The organism is Bradyrhizobium manausense (assembly GCF_018130615.1).
GTDB lineage: Bacteria > Pseudomonadota > Alphaproteobacteria > Rhizobiales > Xanthobacteraceae > Bradyrhizobium > Bradyrhizobium manausense_A.
Genome location: NZ_JAFCKB010000026.1, coordinates 84,604 through 98,653 on the forward strand (window position 1 = coordinate 84,604; position 14,050 = coordinate 98,653).

Here is a 14,050-nt window from a genome sequence, read left to right on the forward strand (position 1 = left end):
AATTCGAGCAGCCGAACGTCCCCCACGGCGATTCTCACTGCGCGGCAGCACAATGAAGGACACTCGTTAATTGTGTCCTTCTTGATCGGGCCGAGGCCGCGGTGTCGGCGGGCGCCTGCTGAGCGTTCGCCCGCCACCTCGAGACAAGCGGATCAGCCGGCCGCCCCGATTGCTGCTTGCGGAAACGGGCCGAGCGCCCTCTCGGTCAGCACCGAATCACAGTACTCGCGGATCTCCTTGATCTTGCCGTCCTCGAACCGGAACACGAGGCAATAATCGTTGTCGTAGCGCACACCCTCGGGGGTCACGTTGTCGCCCTTGGCTTCCACCACGACGATGTCGCCATCGGCGATGAAGCGGCGGGCGACCGTGCGTGTCCTCTCGCGCAGGCGGGTGCGCACATAGCCGTGCAGATCGTTGAGGATTGATTCCTTACCCGTGAAAGTGCGCGACCAGGAATACTGCCCGGTCACGACCCATCTGGCATCGTCGGCAAGGCTTGCGGTGAACAGGGAGCGGTCGCGCACCGCCGGGTCGGGGCTCGCGGCAGCGGCGAAAATATCCTGCATCAGTTTCTTGTTGGCGCTCGCGCTCATGGCGGCATCTCCGTTTGGTGGCAACACGCAGAACATCGCCGCGCGAACGTAATTCTTCAAATCGATAGCGAATATGATATTTATTCACCTCATGAATTTGAATTCGCTCGATCTCAATCTACTGACCGCGCTGGACGCGCTGCTGCGCGAGGCCAATGTCAGCCGCGCCGCTATGCGCATCGGGCTGTCGCAGCCGGCCACGAGCCACGCCCTTCAGCGGCTGCGCGATATCTTTGGCGATCCGCTGCTGGTGCGCACCGGCGCGCGCATGGAGCTGACACCGCGAGCACAGGCCCTGCGCGCGCCGCTGGCGCAGGCGCTCGACCAGGTGCGCGGGCTGTTCGTGCCCGATGAGTTCGACGCCGCGCGCAGCGAGCGGTCATTTCGCCTGATGATGCCGGATCTCGCCGTCGAGCTGCTGATGCCGCCGCTGATGGAGAAGGTGACGCGCCTTGCGCCCAACGTCCGCGTCGACGTGGTGCCGTGGCGGGGCCCTGCGATCTTTCACGCCGAGTTCGCCCGCACCATCGATCTCGTGATCTCGATCGGCAACGCGTTCAAGGGCTTTCACCGCCAGCTGCTTTACACCGACAGCGACGCGCTGGCGGTGCGGCGCGGTCATCCGCTTGCGTCGAAGCTGAAGCGGCGCGAGACGTTCCTGGCCGCACGCCATGTCGGCGTGATCATCCGCGGCAATGCTGAGGATCTCATCGACACCTGGCTGCGCGGCAAAGGCATCGAACGGCATATCTCGCTGGTGGTGTCGGGTTATCTCGAAGCGTTGCACGTCGCTGCACGCACCGACCTCGTCGCCTTCGTGCCGCGGCGGCTGATCGCCGCACTGTCAAAACAGATCGGGCTGGTGACGGTGACGCCGCCGCTCGACCCCGGGATCGACGAGCAGTTCATGTTTCACCCGACGCGGGCGCAGATGGACCCGGGCTCGATCTGGCTGCGGCGACTCGTGCTGGAGACAGGGCGCGAGCTGGAGAAACGGAAAGCTGGGTAGGATGCATCATCGGCAAACTCGCCGTCGTCCCGGACAAGCGCAGCTCTTGGCAACACGCGGCGTTGTCCAGGGCGGAGCGCCGATCCGGGACCCATAGCCACAGGCCGTGGTGAGGCGAAGACTCGTGGTTGTCGGCTCGCGCCACAACTTCTCCCTCGGGTGACGGGTCCCGGGTCTGCGCTGACGCTTGCCCGGGACGACAGGAGAATATGTGGCCGCGCCTCGGCGAACCCTACGCCTTCTGTTCGGCCATCACCTTGCGCACGGCGGGCCGGTCCGACATGCGCTTGAAGTGATCCGCGATCTTCGGCGTGGCGTTGATGTCGACGCTGTCGCCTTCGAGCCAGGTCGAGAGCGTGTAGAGATAGGGGTCGCAGACCGTGAACTGATCGCCCATCACCCAGGGGCCCCTGAACATCTTTTGATCGATCAGGGAGAAGCAGGCGCCCATGGTCTTCGGCACCATCGCCTTCATGTCGGTGAACGAGCTCTCTTGCGTGGCCCAGCGCGCGCCGCGCATCTTGTGGGCATGGTTGATGTGCACGGTCGAGCAGAGATAGGAGTTGAACGACTGCACTTGTGCGAAGTCGAAGGGATCGTCGAGCGGGGCGAGCTTCGCCTTGGGGAAGGCCTGCGCGACATAGGCCAGCATCGCCGGCGTCTCGGTCAGGACGCCGCGATCGGTCACCAGGGCCGGCACGCGGCCCTTCGGGTTGATGGCGAGATAGTCCGGGCTGTTCTGCTGGTTGTCCTTGAAACTCAGCCGTTCAGCCGTGTAGTCGGCGCCAGCTTCTTCCAGGGCGATATAGGTGGCGAGCGCGCAGGTGCCGGTGGCGTAGTAGAGCTTCAGCATGTCGGACCTCGTGGGAAAGCTGAAAATTAACGCCTGGCAGCCCCCACGTCCATAGCACGAGCTTCTCTTCGCAGTTGCCCACCGCCGCCTCGCTGTGCCAAGACGCCTGCAATTGGAGGGGCTTTCTCATGACCGTACTCATCGCCGGCGGCGGCATCGGCGGGCTGACCCTTGCGCTCAGCCTGCACGGAATCGGCGTTCCCGTAAGAGTGTTCGAAAGTGTCGCAGAATTGAAGCCGCTCGGCGTCGGCATCAACGTGCTGCCGCATGCGGTGCGCGAGCTGATCGAGCTCGGCCTGTTGGACAAATTGGATGCCAGCGGCGTGCGGACGCGCGAGCTCGCCTATTTCTCCAAGCACGGCAAGCCGATCTGGAGCGAGCCGCGGGGGCTCGAGGCCGGCTACAAATGGCCGCAATTCTCGATCCATCGCGGCACGCTGCAGCAGCTCCTGCTCGACACCGCGGTCGAGCGGCTCGGCCGCGACAACATCCTCACCAGCCATCATCTGACCGGCTGGACCGAGGCGGCGGATGGCGTGCGCGCCGACTTCATCGACAGGGCAACCGGCAAGGCCGCGGGAACTTACGAAGGCGCGATCATGATCGCCGCCGACGGCATCCATTCCGCGGCACGAGAAAAGCTCTATCCGAAGGAAGGCCCGCCGATCTGGAACGGCCGCATCCTCTGGCGCGGCGTGACGCCGGCAAAAGCCTTCCTCACCGGCCGCACCATGATCATGGCCGGCCACGAGATCCTGAAATTCGTCTGCTATCCGATCTCGAAGGAGCCGGATGCTAGCGGCAACCATCTGATCAACTGGGTCGCCGAGCGCCACATGCCGCCGACCTATCAGTGGCGGCGCGAGGACTATAACCGCACCGCCCGGCTGGAGGAGTTTCTACCCTGGTTCGAGAGCTGGACCTTCGACTGGCTCGACGTGCCCGGCCTGATCAGGAACTGTCCGCACGCCTACGAATATCCGCTGGTCGACCGCGATCCGGTGTCGCAATGGACGTTCGGCAAGGTCACGCTGATGGGCGATGCCGCCCATCCGATGTACCCGATCGGCTCCAACGGCGCCTCGCAGGCGATCCTCGATGCGCGCACCATCACGCGCGAGATCCTGGCGCGCGGTCCGACGCAAGCCGCGCTGCTCGCCTATGAAGCCGAGCGGCGCCCCGCGACCACCGACCTCGTGCTGCTCAACCGCAAGAACGGCCCTGAGCAGGTGATGCAGCTCGTCGAGGAGCGCGCGCCCGACGGCTACAATGTCGTCACCGACGTGCTGTCGCAGAAAGAGCTGGAAGACATCGCCGCAAACTACAAGCGCGTGGCGGGCTTCCAGGTCGAAGCGCTGAATGCGAAGCCGCCGATCGTGAGCAAGGACGCGCGGGCGGGGGCGTGAGGCTCTCGCAAGAAGCGAGATGCGCTTCAATGTGCCCTCTCCCCATGCGGGAGAGGGCATCTTCGCTGGTGGAGGCGCACTCGCTTGGGTGAGGGGTTCTCTCCGCGCGTTCGCCTCTCACAACTGAACTTGCGGAGACATACCCCTCATCCGGCGCTTCGCGCCACCTCCTCCCACAAGGGGAAAAGGGAAGTGGAGCGCGCCGCTACTTTCAGTCACTTCACCACCCTCGCCGCTTCCAGCAACCGCTCGCTGGCGCTTGCCGTCGCCAGCACCGTGCCGTCTTCCGCCATCAGCCGGGCCTCGACGAACGCAATGGTCTTGCCGAGCTGCGTCACCTTGGCCTCACCAATGATCGGCCCGGGCTTTGCCGGCGCCAGAAAGTTCACGGTCATGCTGATCGTCGTGGTGTAAAGCCGGCCCTCGCTCATCACCAGCACGGCCGGACCCATGGTGTCGTCGAGCATCGCGGAGAGCATGCCGCCCTGGATGAATCCGGCGGGATTGCAGAACTCAGGTCTGCCCTCGAAGCCGAGCTTGATCCAGCCCTCCTCGGGACGGGCATCGAGCAGGCGCCAACCAAGCAACTCGGCACAGGGCGGCCTCTTGAAATTATCGAGTGCGGTCTTGACCATTGGCAGCCTCCGTTTCGCACGCTGATAGCGCAGCGCTGCTGCCAGCGTGTTGTCAGGACGATCGGTCCGACGGCAGATCCAGCGCGTGCGCGATCACCTTGCGCATGACGTTGGGCAGCGCCTCATCGGCCAGGGTCGCGATCGGAACCCAGCGCATGCCCTCGGGCGCGCGGGTGCGGGCTTCGGCCTTCGCGGTGTAGACCACGAGCTCCAACGGGAAATGCGTGAAGACGTGGGTGACCACGCCGACCCTGCGCTGCCAACGCGACAACCCCTTCAGCGCCGGCGCCTGCCGTTTTGCGGCCGCATCCTCTTGACCGGCCAGCCAGTCCGAGCCCGGCACTTCGGTCATGCCGCCGAGCAGACCCTTCTCAGGCCTTGAGCGCACCAGCAGATCGTCGCCGCGCGTGATGACGAAGGCAGCGCCACGCCGCAACGTTCCACTCTTCTTCGGCGCCTTGCGCGGAAACGTCTCCTGCGTGCCCTGCGCACGCGCCGTGCAATCCTCGTTCAGCGGGCACAGCGAGCAGGCCGGCTTCTTCGGCGTGCAGATCGAGGCGCCGAGATCCATCAGGGCTTGCGCACTATCGCCGGCGCGGGAATTGGCAAGCAGCGTCGCCGCCAGCTGCTGGATCTGCGGCTTTGCCTGTGGCAGCTCCTGCTCGACCGCAAACAGGCGCGACACCACGCGCTCGATATTGCCGTCGACAGGCATGGTGTGACGATCGAACGCGATCGCCGCGATCGCGGCCGCCGTGTACGGCCCGATCCCCGGGAGCGCGCGCAGGCCCACTTCGGTGTCGGGAAAGGCGCCATCATGTTCGCGCGTCACGGCAACGGCGCAGGCATGCAGGTTGCGCGCACGGGAATAATAGCCGAGCCCCGCCCACATCCGCAGCACGTCATCCTGCGAGGCGGTCCCCAACGCCGTGACATCCGGCCAGCGCGCAACGAATTTCTCGAAATAAGGCCCGACCGCCTTCACCGTGGTCTGCTGCAGCATGATCTCCGACAGCCAGACGCGGTAGGGATCCGACGTCTCGCCGGGCCCGGCCCGCCAGGGCAACCTGCGGCGATGGCGGTCGTACCAGGCGAGCAACGCGACCGGACGTGACACGGCCTCCGACGGTCTGGATTGCGATTTTGCCCTCAGGGCGGATTTGGGGCTCATGCTCTCACTGTAGCGGCGTCACACCGATCTCTCCACGTCATGCCCGCGCTCGTCGCGGGCATCCACGCCTTTCTTCGCTGCAAGGAGCCTGCGGGCGGCGCGGCGGGGTGCTATAAGGCCCCATGTCCAAATTCCCTCCCAAACCCGGCCCCATCAGCGCCAAGCCGCTCGGGATCCTGCTCAACGACGTCTTTGCCGAGGCCTATGCCAAGCAGGGATTTGCGGCGCGCGAGCTGGTGACGCGTTGGGCACAGATTGCGGGGCCTGAGATTGCCGCGCATGCCGAGCCGCTGAAGATGCAATGGCCGCGGCCGGTCGAGGGCCAGCCGCAGGAGCCGGCGACGCTGGTGCTGCGGGTCGAGGGCCCGATGGCGCTGGAAATCCAGCACTCCGCGGACGTGATCCTGGAGCGGGTCAACCGTTTCTTCGGCTGGAGCGCGGTTGGAAAGCTCGCGTTCCGCCAGGCCCCGCTGTCCCGCCCCCGGCGCCCTGTGCGGCCCGGCCCGCCGGACCCCAAGGCCGTTGCCAAGGTGGCCGAGGGTCTGGGTGACATCGAAGATGAACAGTTGAAGACCGCGCTTGCGCGGCTCGGAGCCGCCATCAAGCGAAATTGAGCCTTATTCCAGCGCTAATCTGGACCCGTCCTTGTCGCTCGCCATTGCCTCAAACCACGTTTCAAGCTAGCGACAGGCCGCCCGGGAACCTGCATACGAGCCCGGGCGAGACCACGCCAATTCGGGAGCCGACCTTGATCATCACCCGCCGCGCCTTCACCACGATGCTGTCGCTGACCGGTCTTGCCGCGCTCGCCGGGCTCTCGCCGCTGCGGTTCATCTCCGATGCGATGGCGCAGGCCGCGGGCGATGTCGCCAAGCCGGTGTCGCTGCCCGACATGGCGCTCGGCCCGAAGGACGCCGCCGTCACCATCACCGAATTCGCTTCAATGACCTGCCCGCACTGCGCGGCCTTCAACGAGCAGGTGTTCCCGAAGATCAAGTCGGAATACATCGACACCGGCAAGATCCGTTACGTCTTCCGCGAGTTCCCGCTCGACATCAAGGCGGCTGCCGGCTCGATGCTGTCGCGCTGCATCGCCAAGGACGACGCGCCAAAATACTTCGCCGTCACCGACATGCTGTTCCGCCAGCAGAACGACTGGGTGGTCAAGAACACCACGGAGACCCTGACGCGGATCGGCAAGCAGGCCGGCCTCACCCAGCAGCAGGTCGAAGCCTGCCTCAAGGATCAGGCGCTGCTCGACAAGATCGCCGCCGATCAGAAATATGCCAGCGACGTTCTGAAGGTCGATTCCACGCCGACGTTCTTCATCAACGGCGAGAAGATCAAGGGCGAGACCTCGTTCGAGGAGTTCGCCAAGAAGATCAATCCGCTGCTGAAGAGCTGATTCGCTCGTCAAGATCCTGATTCGCATCTCAAAAGCCGTATCTTTCCCGGCATAAATCCCTTGGGAAAAGCGGCTTTCGCAGGTTGCCCTCGCGGCGCACCGCGGCCATTGTCCGCCGCATGAGGCGCCCCGCGCGACTCGCCCAGACAGCGACATTGCCTTCCATGGTATTGTCCGGGCAGGGGGATTCGCGCCTGCCAACAGAGATGCGTGCTAATGAAAATCACCCGCCTGCGCCTTCACGGCTTCAAGTCCTTCGTTGAGCCCACGGACTTCGTCATCGAGCCCGGCTTGACCGGCGTGGTCGGACCCAACGGTTGCGGCAAGTCGAACCTCGTCGAAGCGCTGCGCTGGGCGATGGGTGAAACCTCCTACAAGAGCTTGCGCGCCGCCGACATGGATGCGGTGATCTTCGCCGGCTCCGGCAACCGTCCGGCGCGCAACCATGCCGAAGTGACGATGACGATCGACAACGCCGATCGCACCGCGCCTGCGGCGATGAACGACAGCCAGCTGCTCGAAATCTCCCGCCGCATCGAGCGCGAGGCCGGCTCGGTCTATCGCATCAACGGCCGCGACGTGCGCGCCCGCGACGTGCAGATCCTGTTCGCCGACGCCGCCACCGGCGCGCGCTCGCCCGCCCTCGTCCACCAGGGCAAGATCGGCGAGATCATTCAGGCCAAGCCCGAGCAGCGCCGCCGCGTGCTGGAAGACGCCGCCGGCGTCGCCGGTCTGCACGCCCGTCGCCATGAAGCCGAGCTGCGCCTGAAGGCGGCTGAGACCAACCTCACCCGCGTCGAGGACGTGATCGGCCAGCTCTCCGGCCAGATGGAAGGCCTGAAGAAGCAGGCCCGCCAGGCCGTGCGCTATCGCGAGGTCGCCGCCAAGGTCCGCAAGGCCGAGGCCACGCTGTTCCATCTGCGCTGGATCGGCGCCCATGCCGACGTCAACGAATCCGGCCAGACTCACGATCTCGCTGTGCGCGAGATGGCCGAGCGCACCCAGCATCAGGCCGAAGCCGCCCGCATCCAGGCGATCCGCGCTGCCGAAATGCCGGCGCTGCGCGATGCCGAAGCGCGCGCCGCGGCCGGGCTCCAGCGCCTGACCAACGCCCGCGAGCTGCTCGACCGCGAGGAAGAGCGCGCCAAGGAGCGCGTCGCCGAGCTCGAGCGCCGCCTCGCGCAGTTCGAAGGCGACATTTCCCGTGCTCAACAACAAACCATGGACGCCGACGTCGCGCTGCAGCGGCTCGACACCGAAGATGCCGAGCTGAAGGAAGAGATCAAGTCGCGCGTCGAGAAGCGCTCCGGCGTCGACGAGCGCGTCGGCGAAGCCGAGGCCGTGCTGACCGAAACCGAGCAGCAGTTCGCCGAGCTCACCACCGCGCTCGCCGACTTGACCGCCAAGCGCAATCAGCTTGAAGCCAACGTCCGCACCCACCGCGACAAGCTGGCCCGCCTCGACCAGGAGATCGCCAGCGTCGCCGCCGAAGAGCAGAAGCTCGCGGCCGATACCGGCGGTTTCGGTGATCTCGACGAGCTGACCGCAGTGGTCGAGACCGCCGAGCAGACGCTGGCCGCTTCCGAAGCCGCAGCGCAAGCGAGCGAAGCCGCACACGTTGCCGCCCGCCAGACCCTGGAATCCTCGCGCTCCCCGCTGGTCGAAGCCGACAAGCGCGTGCAGCGGCTCGACACCGAGGCGCGCACGATCTCCAAGATCGTCAATGGCGAGACCAAGAACCTCTGGCCGCCGATCATCGACGGCATCACCGTCGACAAGGGCTTTGAAAAGGCGATCGGTGCCGCGCTGGGCGACGATCTCGACGCGCCGATCGATCCGTCGGCGCCGATGCGCTGGACCAATGTTGGACACGCCGAAGGCGATCCGGCGCTGCCCGAGGACGTCACCCCGCTCGCCGACCACGTGCAGGCGCCGGCCGAGCTGACCCGCCGCCTGGCGCAGATCGGCGTAGTGCCGCGCGAGCGCGGCGCCGAGCTGGTTTCGCAGCTCAAGACCGGCCAGCGGCTGGTCTCGCCGGAAGGCGACGTCTGGCGCTGGGACGGCTTTGTCGCCGCCGCTCACGCCCCGACAGGCGCTGCACGTCGGCTTGCCGAGCGCGCTCGTCTCGTCGATATCGAAAACGAGCTGGAGCAGGCCCGCATCGACGCGCAGATCAAACGTTCGGCGCTGGAGAATGCCGAGTCCGAATTGCAGATGGCAGCGAGCACCGAGGGTGCTAGCCGCGAAGCCATGCGTGCCGCGCAGCGCGAGCTGAATGTCGCGCGCGAGCGCCACGCCGCCGCCGAGCGCGAGATCAGCCGCCACGCCGCGCGCAAGGCGACGCTGTCGGAAGCGCACAGCCGCCTCGCCGCTGACCGCGCCGAGGCCGAGGCCGCCTACGAATATGCCGAGGCCGGCATCAGCGAGCTGCCGTCGAGCGAGGACACAGAGACCCGTCTCGCCGCCGTCCGTAGCGACATCGAAGGCCATCGCCGCATCGCAGCCCAGGTCCGCGCCGAGGCGCAGGCGCTGGCGCGCGAGGCCGAGCTGGCCGACCGCCGCGTGCAGGCAATCCTGGCCGAACGTACCGAGTGGGCGAACCGCAAGGAAAGCGCGGCCTCCCACATCGACACGATCCAGGCCCGTATCGCCGAGCTCACGATCGAGCGCAGCGAACTCGAGAACGCGCCTGCCGTCTTCGCCGAGAAGCGCAGCGCGTTGATCACCGAGATTGAATACGCGGAGAACGACCGCCGCATGGCCGCCGACGCGCTCGCCACCGCGGAAACCGCCATGGCCGAGACCGATCGCGTCGCCAAGCTGACGCTTGAAGCGCTCTCCAGCTCCCGCGAAGCCACCGCCCGCGCCGAGGAGCGCATGGAAGGCGCGCGGCGCCGGCTCGAGGACATCGAGCGCGAAATCCGCGACATGCTCGAAGTCGAGCCGCAGGCCGTTGCGGGCCTTGCCGAGATCGAGCCCGGCGCCGAGCTGCCGCCGCTGCACGACATCGAGGAAGATCTCGAAAAGATGCGCCGCGACCGCGAGCGCCTCGGCGCCGTCAATTTGCGCGCCGAGGAAGAGCTGCGCGAGGTCGAGACCCAGCATACGGGTCTGGTCACCGAACGCGACGACTTGGTTGAGGCCATCAAGCGGCTGCGCCAGGGCATCCAGAGCCTCAACAAGGAAGCGCGCGAGCGCCTCTTGACCTCGTTCGAGGTCGTCAACAACCACTTCAAGCGCCTGTTCGTCGAGCTGTTCGGCGGCGGCGAAGCCGCGCTGCACCTGATCGAGAGCGACGACCCGCTGGAAGCCGGCCTCGAAATCATCGCCAAGCCGCCGGGCAAGAAGCCGCAGACGCTGTCGCTGCTTTCGGGCGGTGAGCAGGCGCTGACCGCGATGGCGCTGATTTTCGCGGTGTTCTTGACCAACCCCTCGCCGATCTGCGTGCTGGACGAAGTCGACGCGCCGCTCGACGACCACAACGTCGAGCGGTACTGCAACCTGCTGCACGAGATGACCGGCTCGACCGACACGCGCTTCATCATCATCACGCACAATCCGATCACGATGGCGCGGATGAACCGCTTGTTCGGCGTCACCATGGCCGAGCGTGGCGTCTCGCAACTCGTGTCGGTGAGCTTGGCCGAGGCGGTGGACATCCTCGACCAGAACGTGGCGTGATATTTTTGGCGTCATTCCGGGGCGCGCGAAGCGAGAACCCGGAATCTCGTTCCACAATCTCTGGATTCCGGGTTCGCGCTTCGCGCGCCCCGGAATGACGGTGAGAAAACATGATCTCACCCAACCTCCCGCCTGAACTGAAAGCAGCGCTCGACGGCAAGCTCCAGGGCTTCTCCCGCACCGACGCCGCACAGCGATCGCAGAAAATCTCGACCACCTATCGCGCCGGCGGCGGCTCCGGTACGATCAAGTCGGAGGCCGACGCGCTCGCCTATGCGCTCGCGCGCATGCCGGCGACCTACGCCGCCGTGGCCGCGAGCCTGAATGCGCTGAGCGAGATCGCGCCAACCCTTGCCCCGGAGACGTTGCTCGACGTCGGCGCAGGTCCCGGCACCGCGAGCTGGGCTGCGGCGGAGGCCTTCCCGTCGCTGCAGGATTTCTCCCTGCTCGACGCCAACGCCACGCTGAGCCGGCTCGCGCTCGAACTCGCGCGCGACAGCACGCGCCTCGCGGAGTGCCGCTATCTGCCGGGCGATGCCGCCACCAACCTCGCCGAGGCCTCGCCGGCCGATCTCGTCATCGCCAGCTACGTCATCGGCGAGATCAGTGAGGCCGATCAGCGCAAGCTCGCCGAGGCGATATGGGCCAAGGCGCGCCACGCGCTGGTCGTGATCGAGCCCGGCACGCCCGCCGGATACGGACGCATCCTCGCGCTGCGCCAGCAGCTGATCGCGGCCGGCGCGTTCGTCGCAGCGCCCTGCCCGCACGAAAAGCCCTGCCCGCTCACCGCGCCGGACTGGTGCCATTTCTCGCAGCGCCTGCCGCGCTCCCAAGCACACCGTCAGATCAAGGGCGCCGAGGTGCCGTTCGAGGACGAACGCTTCATTTACGTCGCGTTGACCCGCACGCCGCCTGCAACGCGCGCCGCGCGCGTGCTGGCGCCGCCGGATGTCGGCAAAGCCGAGATCACGGCCAAGCTCTGCACCGCGCAAAGCGTCGAGCTGGCCAAGATCGCCCGCCGCGACAAGGCCGCCTATGCAAGCGCCCGTCGCTGGCGCTGGGGCGATGCCGTGATTGCCGAAAGTTAACCCCCGTTCAGGGCTTTTGCCTTGAACTCGGATGGTTCCTGTTCCGACCAAGTCTTACCTTCCTTCTGCGCCGGGGCTCTCGCCCTGCGCCAATTTGGTCTAGTCTGCGCCCGCCTTCTTCCCCCTTCAGGAGTTCTCCATGTCGACCGGCTGGATCGTTCTCGGCGTCATCGTCGTCCTCGTGCTGTTCGCCTTCAGCGCCTACAACCGCCTGGTGGCGCTGGGCCAGCGCGTCGGCCAGGCTTTCGCCGATGTCGACGTGCAGCTCAAGCAGCGTCATGACCTGATCCCGAACCTGGTCGAGACCGTGAAGGGCTATGCCTCGCACGAGCGCGGCACGCTCGACGACGTCATCAAGGCACGCAATTCGGCGATGTCGGCGCAGGGTCCGGCACAAGTGTCCGCCGCCGAGAACCAGCTCTCCGGCGCGCTTGGCCGGCTGATCGCGCTGTCGGAGGCCTATCCCGACCTCAAGGCCAACGCCAATTTCCAGCAGCTCGCATCCGAGCTCTCCGACCTCGAGAACAAGATCGCGGCGAGCCGCCGCTTCTTCAACAACGCGGTCCAGGAATACAACACCGGCATCCAGCAGATGCCCGCCGCCCTGTTCGCCGGCATGTTCGGCTTCACCAAGAAGGAGTTCTTCGATCTCGGCGCCAGCCGCACCGAGGTCGAGGCCGCGCCTCAGGTGAAGTTCTGATCTGAGCTTGGGCAACAGATCCTGTCATTCCGGGGCGATGCGCAGCATCGAACCCGGAATCCCGTCGAGATCACCAATCTCTGGATTCCGGGTTCAGGCCTCCGGCCTGCCCCGGAATGACAGTGGTTAAACGGGAGCAGTCATGGCTGCGTATGGTCTCTACACGCACATCGCCTCGAACAAGTTTCGTTCGATGCTGCTGCTCGCCGGCCTGTTCGCGCTGGTCTATGTGCTGGTCTATGCCGGCGCGCTGGTCGCCGAGGTCATCATCAACGGCAATGGCACGGTCGTCTATTATCTGAGCCGCGCCTTCCACGACCTCATCGTCGCCTTCCCCTTTGCGACCGTTGCCGCGGTCGCCTGGATCATCATCGCCTATTTCTTCCATCAGTCGATGATCGACGCGGTGACCGGCGGCCATGACGTCACCCGGCAGGAAGAGCCGCGGCTCTATAATCTGCTGGAAAACCTCTGCATCTCGCGCGGCATCACCATGCCGAAGCTGAAGATCATGGACTCACCGGCGCTGAACGCGTTCGCGACCGGCCTCAATCCGCGGCAATATGCCGTGACCGTCACCACGGGTCTTCTGGACGCGCTGAACGATCAGGAGATCGAGGCTGTGCTGGGCCACGAGCTCACCCACATCAGGAACGGCGACGTGCAGCTGATGGTGGTCGCCGTCATCATCGCCGGTGTGGTGGGCTTCTTCGGCGAATTGTTCTTCCGGCTGTTCACAAATTTGAGCTGGAGCTCCGGTGGCGGATCGTGGTCGTCGGGCTCTTCCTCGTCGTCGCGGTCGTCCTCGTCCTCCAGCGACAACAAGAATTCCGGTGGCGGTGCCGTCGTGGTCATCATCATCGCGGTCGTGCTGATCGTGGTGGCCTGGCTGGTATCGCAAGTCGTCAAGCTCGCGCTGTCACGCTCGCGCGAATACCTGGCGGATGCCGGGTCGGTCGAGCTGACCAAAAATCCCGATGCCATGATCTCGGCGCTGCGCAAGATCGAAGGCCGCGGCGAATTACCGGGCGCGACCTCCGCGGTGATGGAGCTTTGCCTCGACAATCCGCGCGAAGGCTTTGCCGATCTGTTCGCAACCCACCCTTCCGTGCAGTCCCGCGTCGACGCGCTGGTCAAGTTCGCCGGCGGCCATGATCCCGGTCCGCTGCCGCCGCCCGCCGAGGAGACGGACCAGCCCGAGACCGACGAGCCCGAGGCACAGGCAGACCAGCAGAAGGCCTCTCCTCCGGTCCCGCATGGCCCGTGGAACGATGCGGGCAACAACCCGCCCGGTCCGCCGCCCGTGCCCGCACCGAGCTCCGCCGGAACCGCGGCCGGTAATCCGCTGGGTCCGATAGGGAATCCCATCGGACCTTGGGGCCGCCACTAAGCGTTCAATCTGTCTCGTCTCGAGGCGGTTTCACAACATTTGGGAAAAACTGCGAGAATTGCCGCTGGCCTGTGCCGGAGATTTGAATTCTCCCTTGTTTCTGCCATGTTCGCGCC

The 14,050-nt window shown here is 65.9% G+C and carries 12 protein-coding genes; 8 read left to right on the plus strand and 4 right to left on the minus strand.

Going from position 1 to position 14,050, the window contains the following annotated elements:
- Positions 1 to 152: 152 nt before the first annotated feature.
- Entirely contained in the window at positions 153 to 596 is a 444-nt protein-coding gene (locus JQ587_RS33100; RefSeq protein ID WP_212428139.1) for a nuclear transport factor 2 family protein, read from the minus strand.
- Between the two features lie 91 nt (positions 597 to 687).
- Here JQ587_RS33100 and JQ587_RS33105 point away from each other — a divergent pair, with 91 nt between their 5' ends.
- Positions 688 to 1,605: a LysR family transcriptional regulator gene (locus JQ587_RS33105; RefSeq protein ID WP_212428140.1), complete on the plus strand. Its 918-nt coding sequence runs from the start codon at positions 688 to 690 to the stop codon at positions 1,603 to 1,605.
- Between the two features lie 232 nt (positions 1,606 to 1,837).
- Here JQ587_RS33105 and JQ587_RS33110 read toward each other — a convergent pair whose 3' ends face one another.
- Entirely contained in the window at positions 1,838 to 2,458 is a 621-nt protein-coding gene (locus tag JQ587_RS33110; RefSeq protein WP_212428141.1) for a glutathione S-transferase family protein, read from the minus strand.
- Between the two features lie 128 nt (positions 2,459 to 2,586).
- Here JQ587_RS33110 and JQ587_RS33115 point away from each other — a divergent pair, with 128 nt between their 5' ends.
- A complete protein-coding gene (locus JQ587_RS33115; RefSeq protein WP_212428142.1) occupies positions 2,587 to 3,864 on the plus strand; it encodes a flavin-dependent oxidoreductase in 1,278 nt (425 codons plus the stop codon).
- 215 nt (positions 3,865 to 4,079) lie between these two features.
- Here JQ587_RS33115 and JQ587_RS33120 read toward each other — a convergent pair whose 3' ends face one another.
- Both JQ587_RS33120 and mutY read right to left on the minus strand, forming a co-directional pair.
- On the minus strand, positions 4,080 to 4,499 hold the full coding sequence (locus JQ587_RS33120; protein WP_212297566.1) for a PaaI family thioesterase: 420 nt from the start codon (positions 4,497 to 4,499) through the stop codon (positions 4,080 to 4,082).
- A 52-nt stretch (positions 4,500 to 4,551) separates the two neighbouring features.
- Positions 4,552 to 5,670 carry an A/G-specific adenine glycosylase gene (gene mutY, locus JQ587_RS33125; RefSeq protein WP_212428143.1) on the minus strand — a complete coding sequence of 373 codons (1,119 nt, stop codon included), beginning with the start codon at positions 5,668 to 5,670 and terminating at the stop codon, positions 4,552 to 4,554.
- Positions 5,671 to 5,792: 122 nt separating this feature from the next.
- Between mutY and JQ587_RS33130 the strand changes: the two genes are divergently transcribed.
- The 6 genes from JQ587_RS33130 (at position 5,793) to JQ587_RS33155 (ending at position 13,934) form a co-directional block, all read left to right on the plus strand.
- Positions 5,793 to 6,284 (plus strand): DUF721 domain-containing protein, encoded by a 492-nt coding sequence (locus JQ587_RS33130; protein WP_212297564.1) that lies wholly within the window; start codon positions 5,793 to 5,795, stop codon positions 6,282 to 6,284.
- 134 nt (positions 6,285 to 6,418) lie between these two features.
- The gene (locus tag JQ587_RS33135; protein WP_212297563.1) at positions 6,419 to 7,075 is read left to right on the plus strand and encodes a DsbA family protein; all 657 of its coding nucleotides are present in this window, start codon (positions 6,419 to 6,421) and stop codon (positions 7,073 to 7,075) included.
- Between the two features lie 216 nt (positions 7,076 to 7,291).
- The gene (smc, locus tag JQ587_RS33140; RefSeq protein ID WP_212428144.1) at positions 7,292 to 10,756 is read left to right on the plus strand and encodes a chromosome segregation protein SMC; all 3,465 of its coding nucleotides are present in this window, start codon (positions 7,292 to 7,294) and stop codon (positions 10,754 to 10,756) included.
- Between the two features lie 110 nt (positions 10,757 to 10,866).
- Complete coding sequence (locus tag JQ587_RS33145) at positions 10,867 to 11,844, plus strand: small ribosomal subunit Rsm22 family protein (RefSeq protein WP_212428145.1); 978 nt, start codon at positions 10,867 to 10,869, stop codon at positions 11,842 to 11,844.
- Between the two features lie 139 nt (positions 11,845 to 11,983).
- Entirely contained in the window at positions 11,984 to 12,544 is a 561-nt protein-coding gene (locus JQ587_RS33150; RefSeq protein WP_212297560.1) for a LemA family protein, read from the plus strand.
- Positions 12,545 to 12,686: 142 nt separating this feature from the next.
- A complete protein-coding gene (locus JQ587_RS33155) occupies positions 12,687 to 13,934 on the plus strand; it encodes a M48 family metallopeptidase (protein WP_212428146.1) in 1,248 nt (415 codons plus the stop codon).
- The last annotated feature ends 116 nt before the right edge of the window (positions 13,935 to 14,050 follow it).

Excerpts from the sequence above, each read along its gene's own strand:
- JQ587_RS33100 (WP_212428139.1), bottom strand. The coding sequence starts at position 596 with ATGAGCGCGAGCGCCAACAAGAAACTGATGCAGGATATTTTCGCCGCT.
- JQ587_RS33145 (WP_212428145.1), top strand. The coding sequence starts at position 10,867 with ATGATCTCACCCAACCTCCCGCCTGAACTGAAAGCAGCGCTCGACGGC.
- JQ587_RS33150 (WP_212297560.1), top strand. The coding sequence starts at position 11,984 with ATGTCGACCGGCTGGATCGTTCTCGGCGTCATCGTCGTCCTCGTGCTG.
- JQ587_RS33155 (WP_212428146.1), top strand. The coding sequence starts at position 12,687 with ATGGCTGCGTATGGTCTCTACACGCACATCGCCTCGAACAAGTTTCGT.
- JQ587_RS33130 (WP_212297564.1), top strand. The coding sequence starts at position 5,793 with ATGTCCAAATTCCCTCCCAAACCCGGCCCCATCAGCGCCAAGCCGCTC.
- JQ587_RS33115 (WP_212428142.1), top strand. The coding sequence starts at position 2,587 with ATGACCGTACTCATCGCCGGCGGCGGCATCGGCGGGCTGACCCTTGCG.
- JQ587_RS33105 (WP_212428140.1), top strand. The coding sequence starts at position 688 with ATGAATTTGAATTCGCTCGATCTCAATCTACTGACCGCGCTGGACGCG.
- mutY (WP_212428143.1), bottom strand. The coding sequence starts at position 5,670 with ATGAGCCCCAAATCCGCCCTGAGGGCAAAATCGCAATCCAGACCGTCG.
- JQ587_RS33120 (WP_212297566.1), bottom strand. The coding sequence starts at position 4,499 with ATGGTCAAGACCGCACTCGATAATTTCAAGAGGCCGCCCTGTGCCGAG.
- smc (WP_212428144.1), top strand. The coding sequence starts at position 7,292 with ATGAAAATCACCCGCCTGCGCCTTCACGGCTTCAAGTCCTTCGTTGAG.
- JQ587_RS33110 (WP_212428141.1), bottom strand. The coding sequence starts at position 2,458 with ATGCTGAAGCTCTACTACGCCACCGGCACCTGCGCGCTCGCCACCTAT.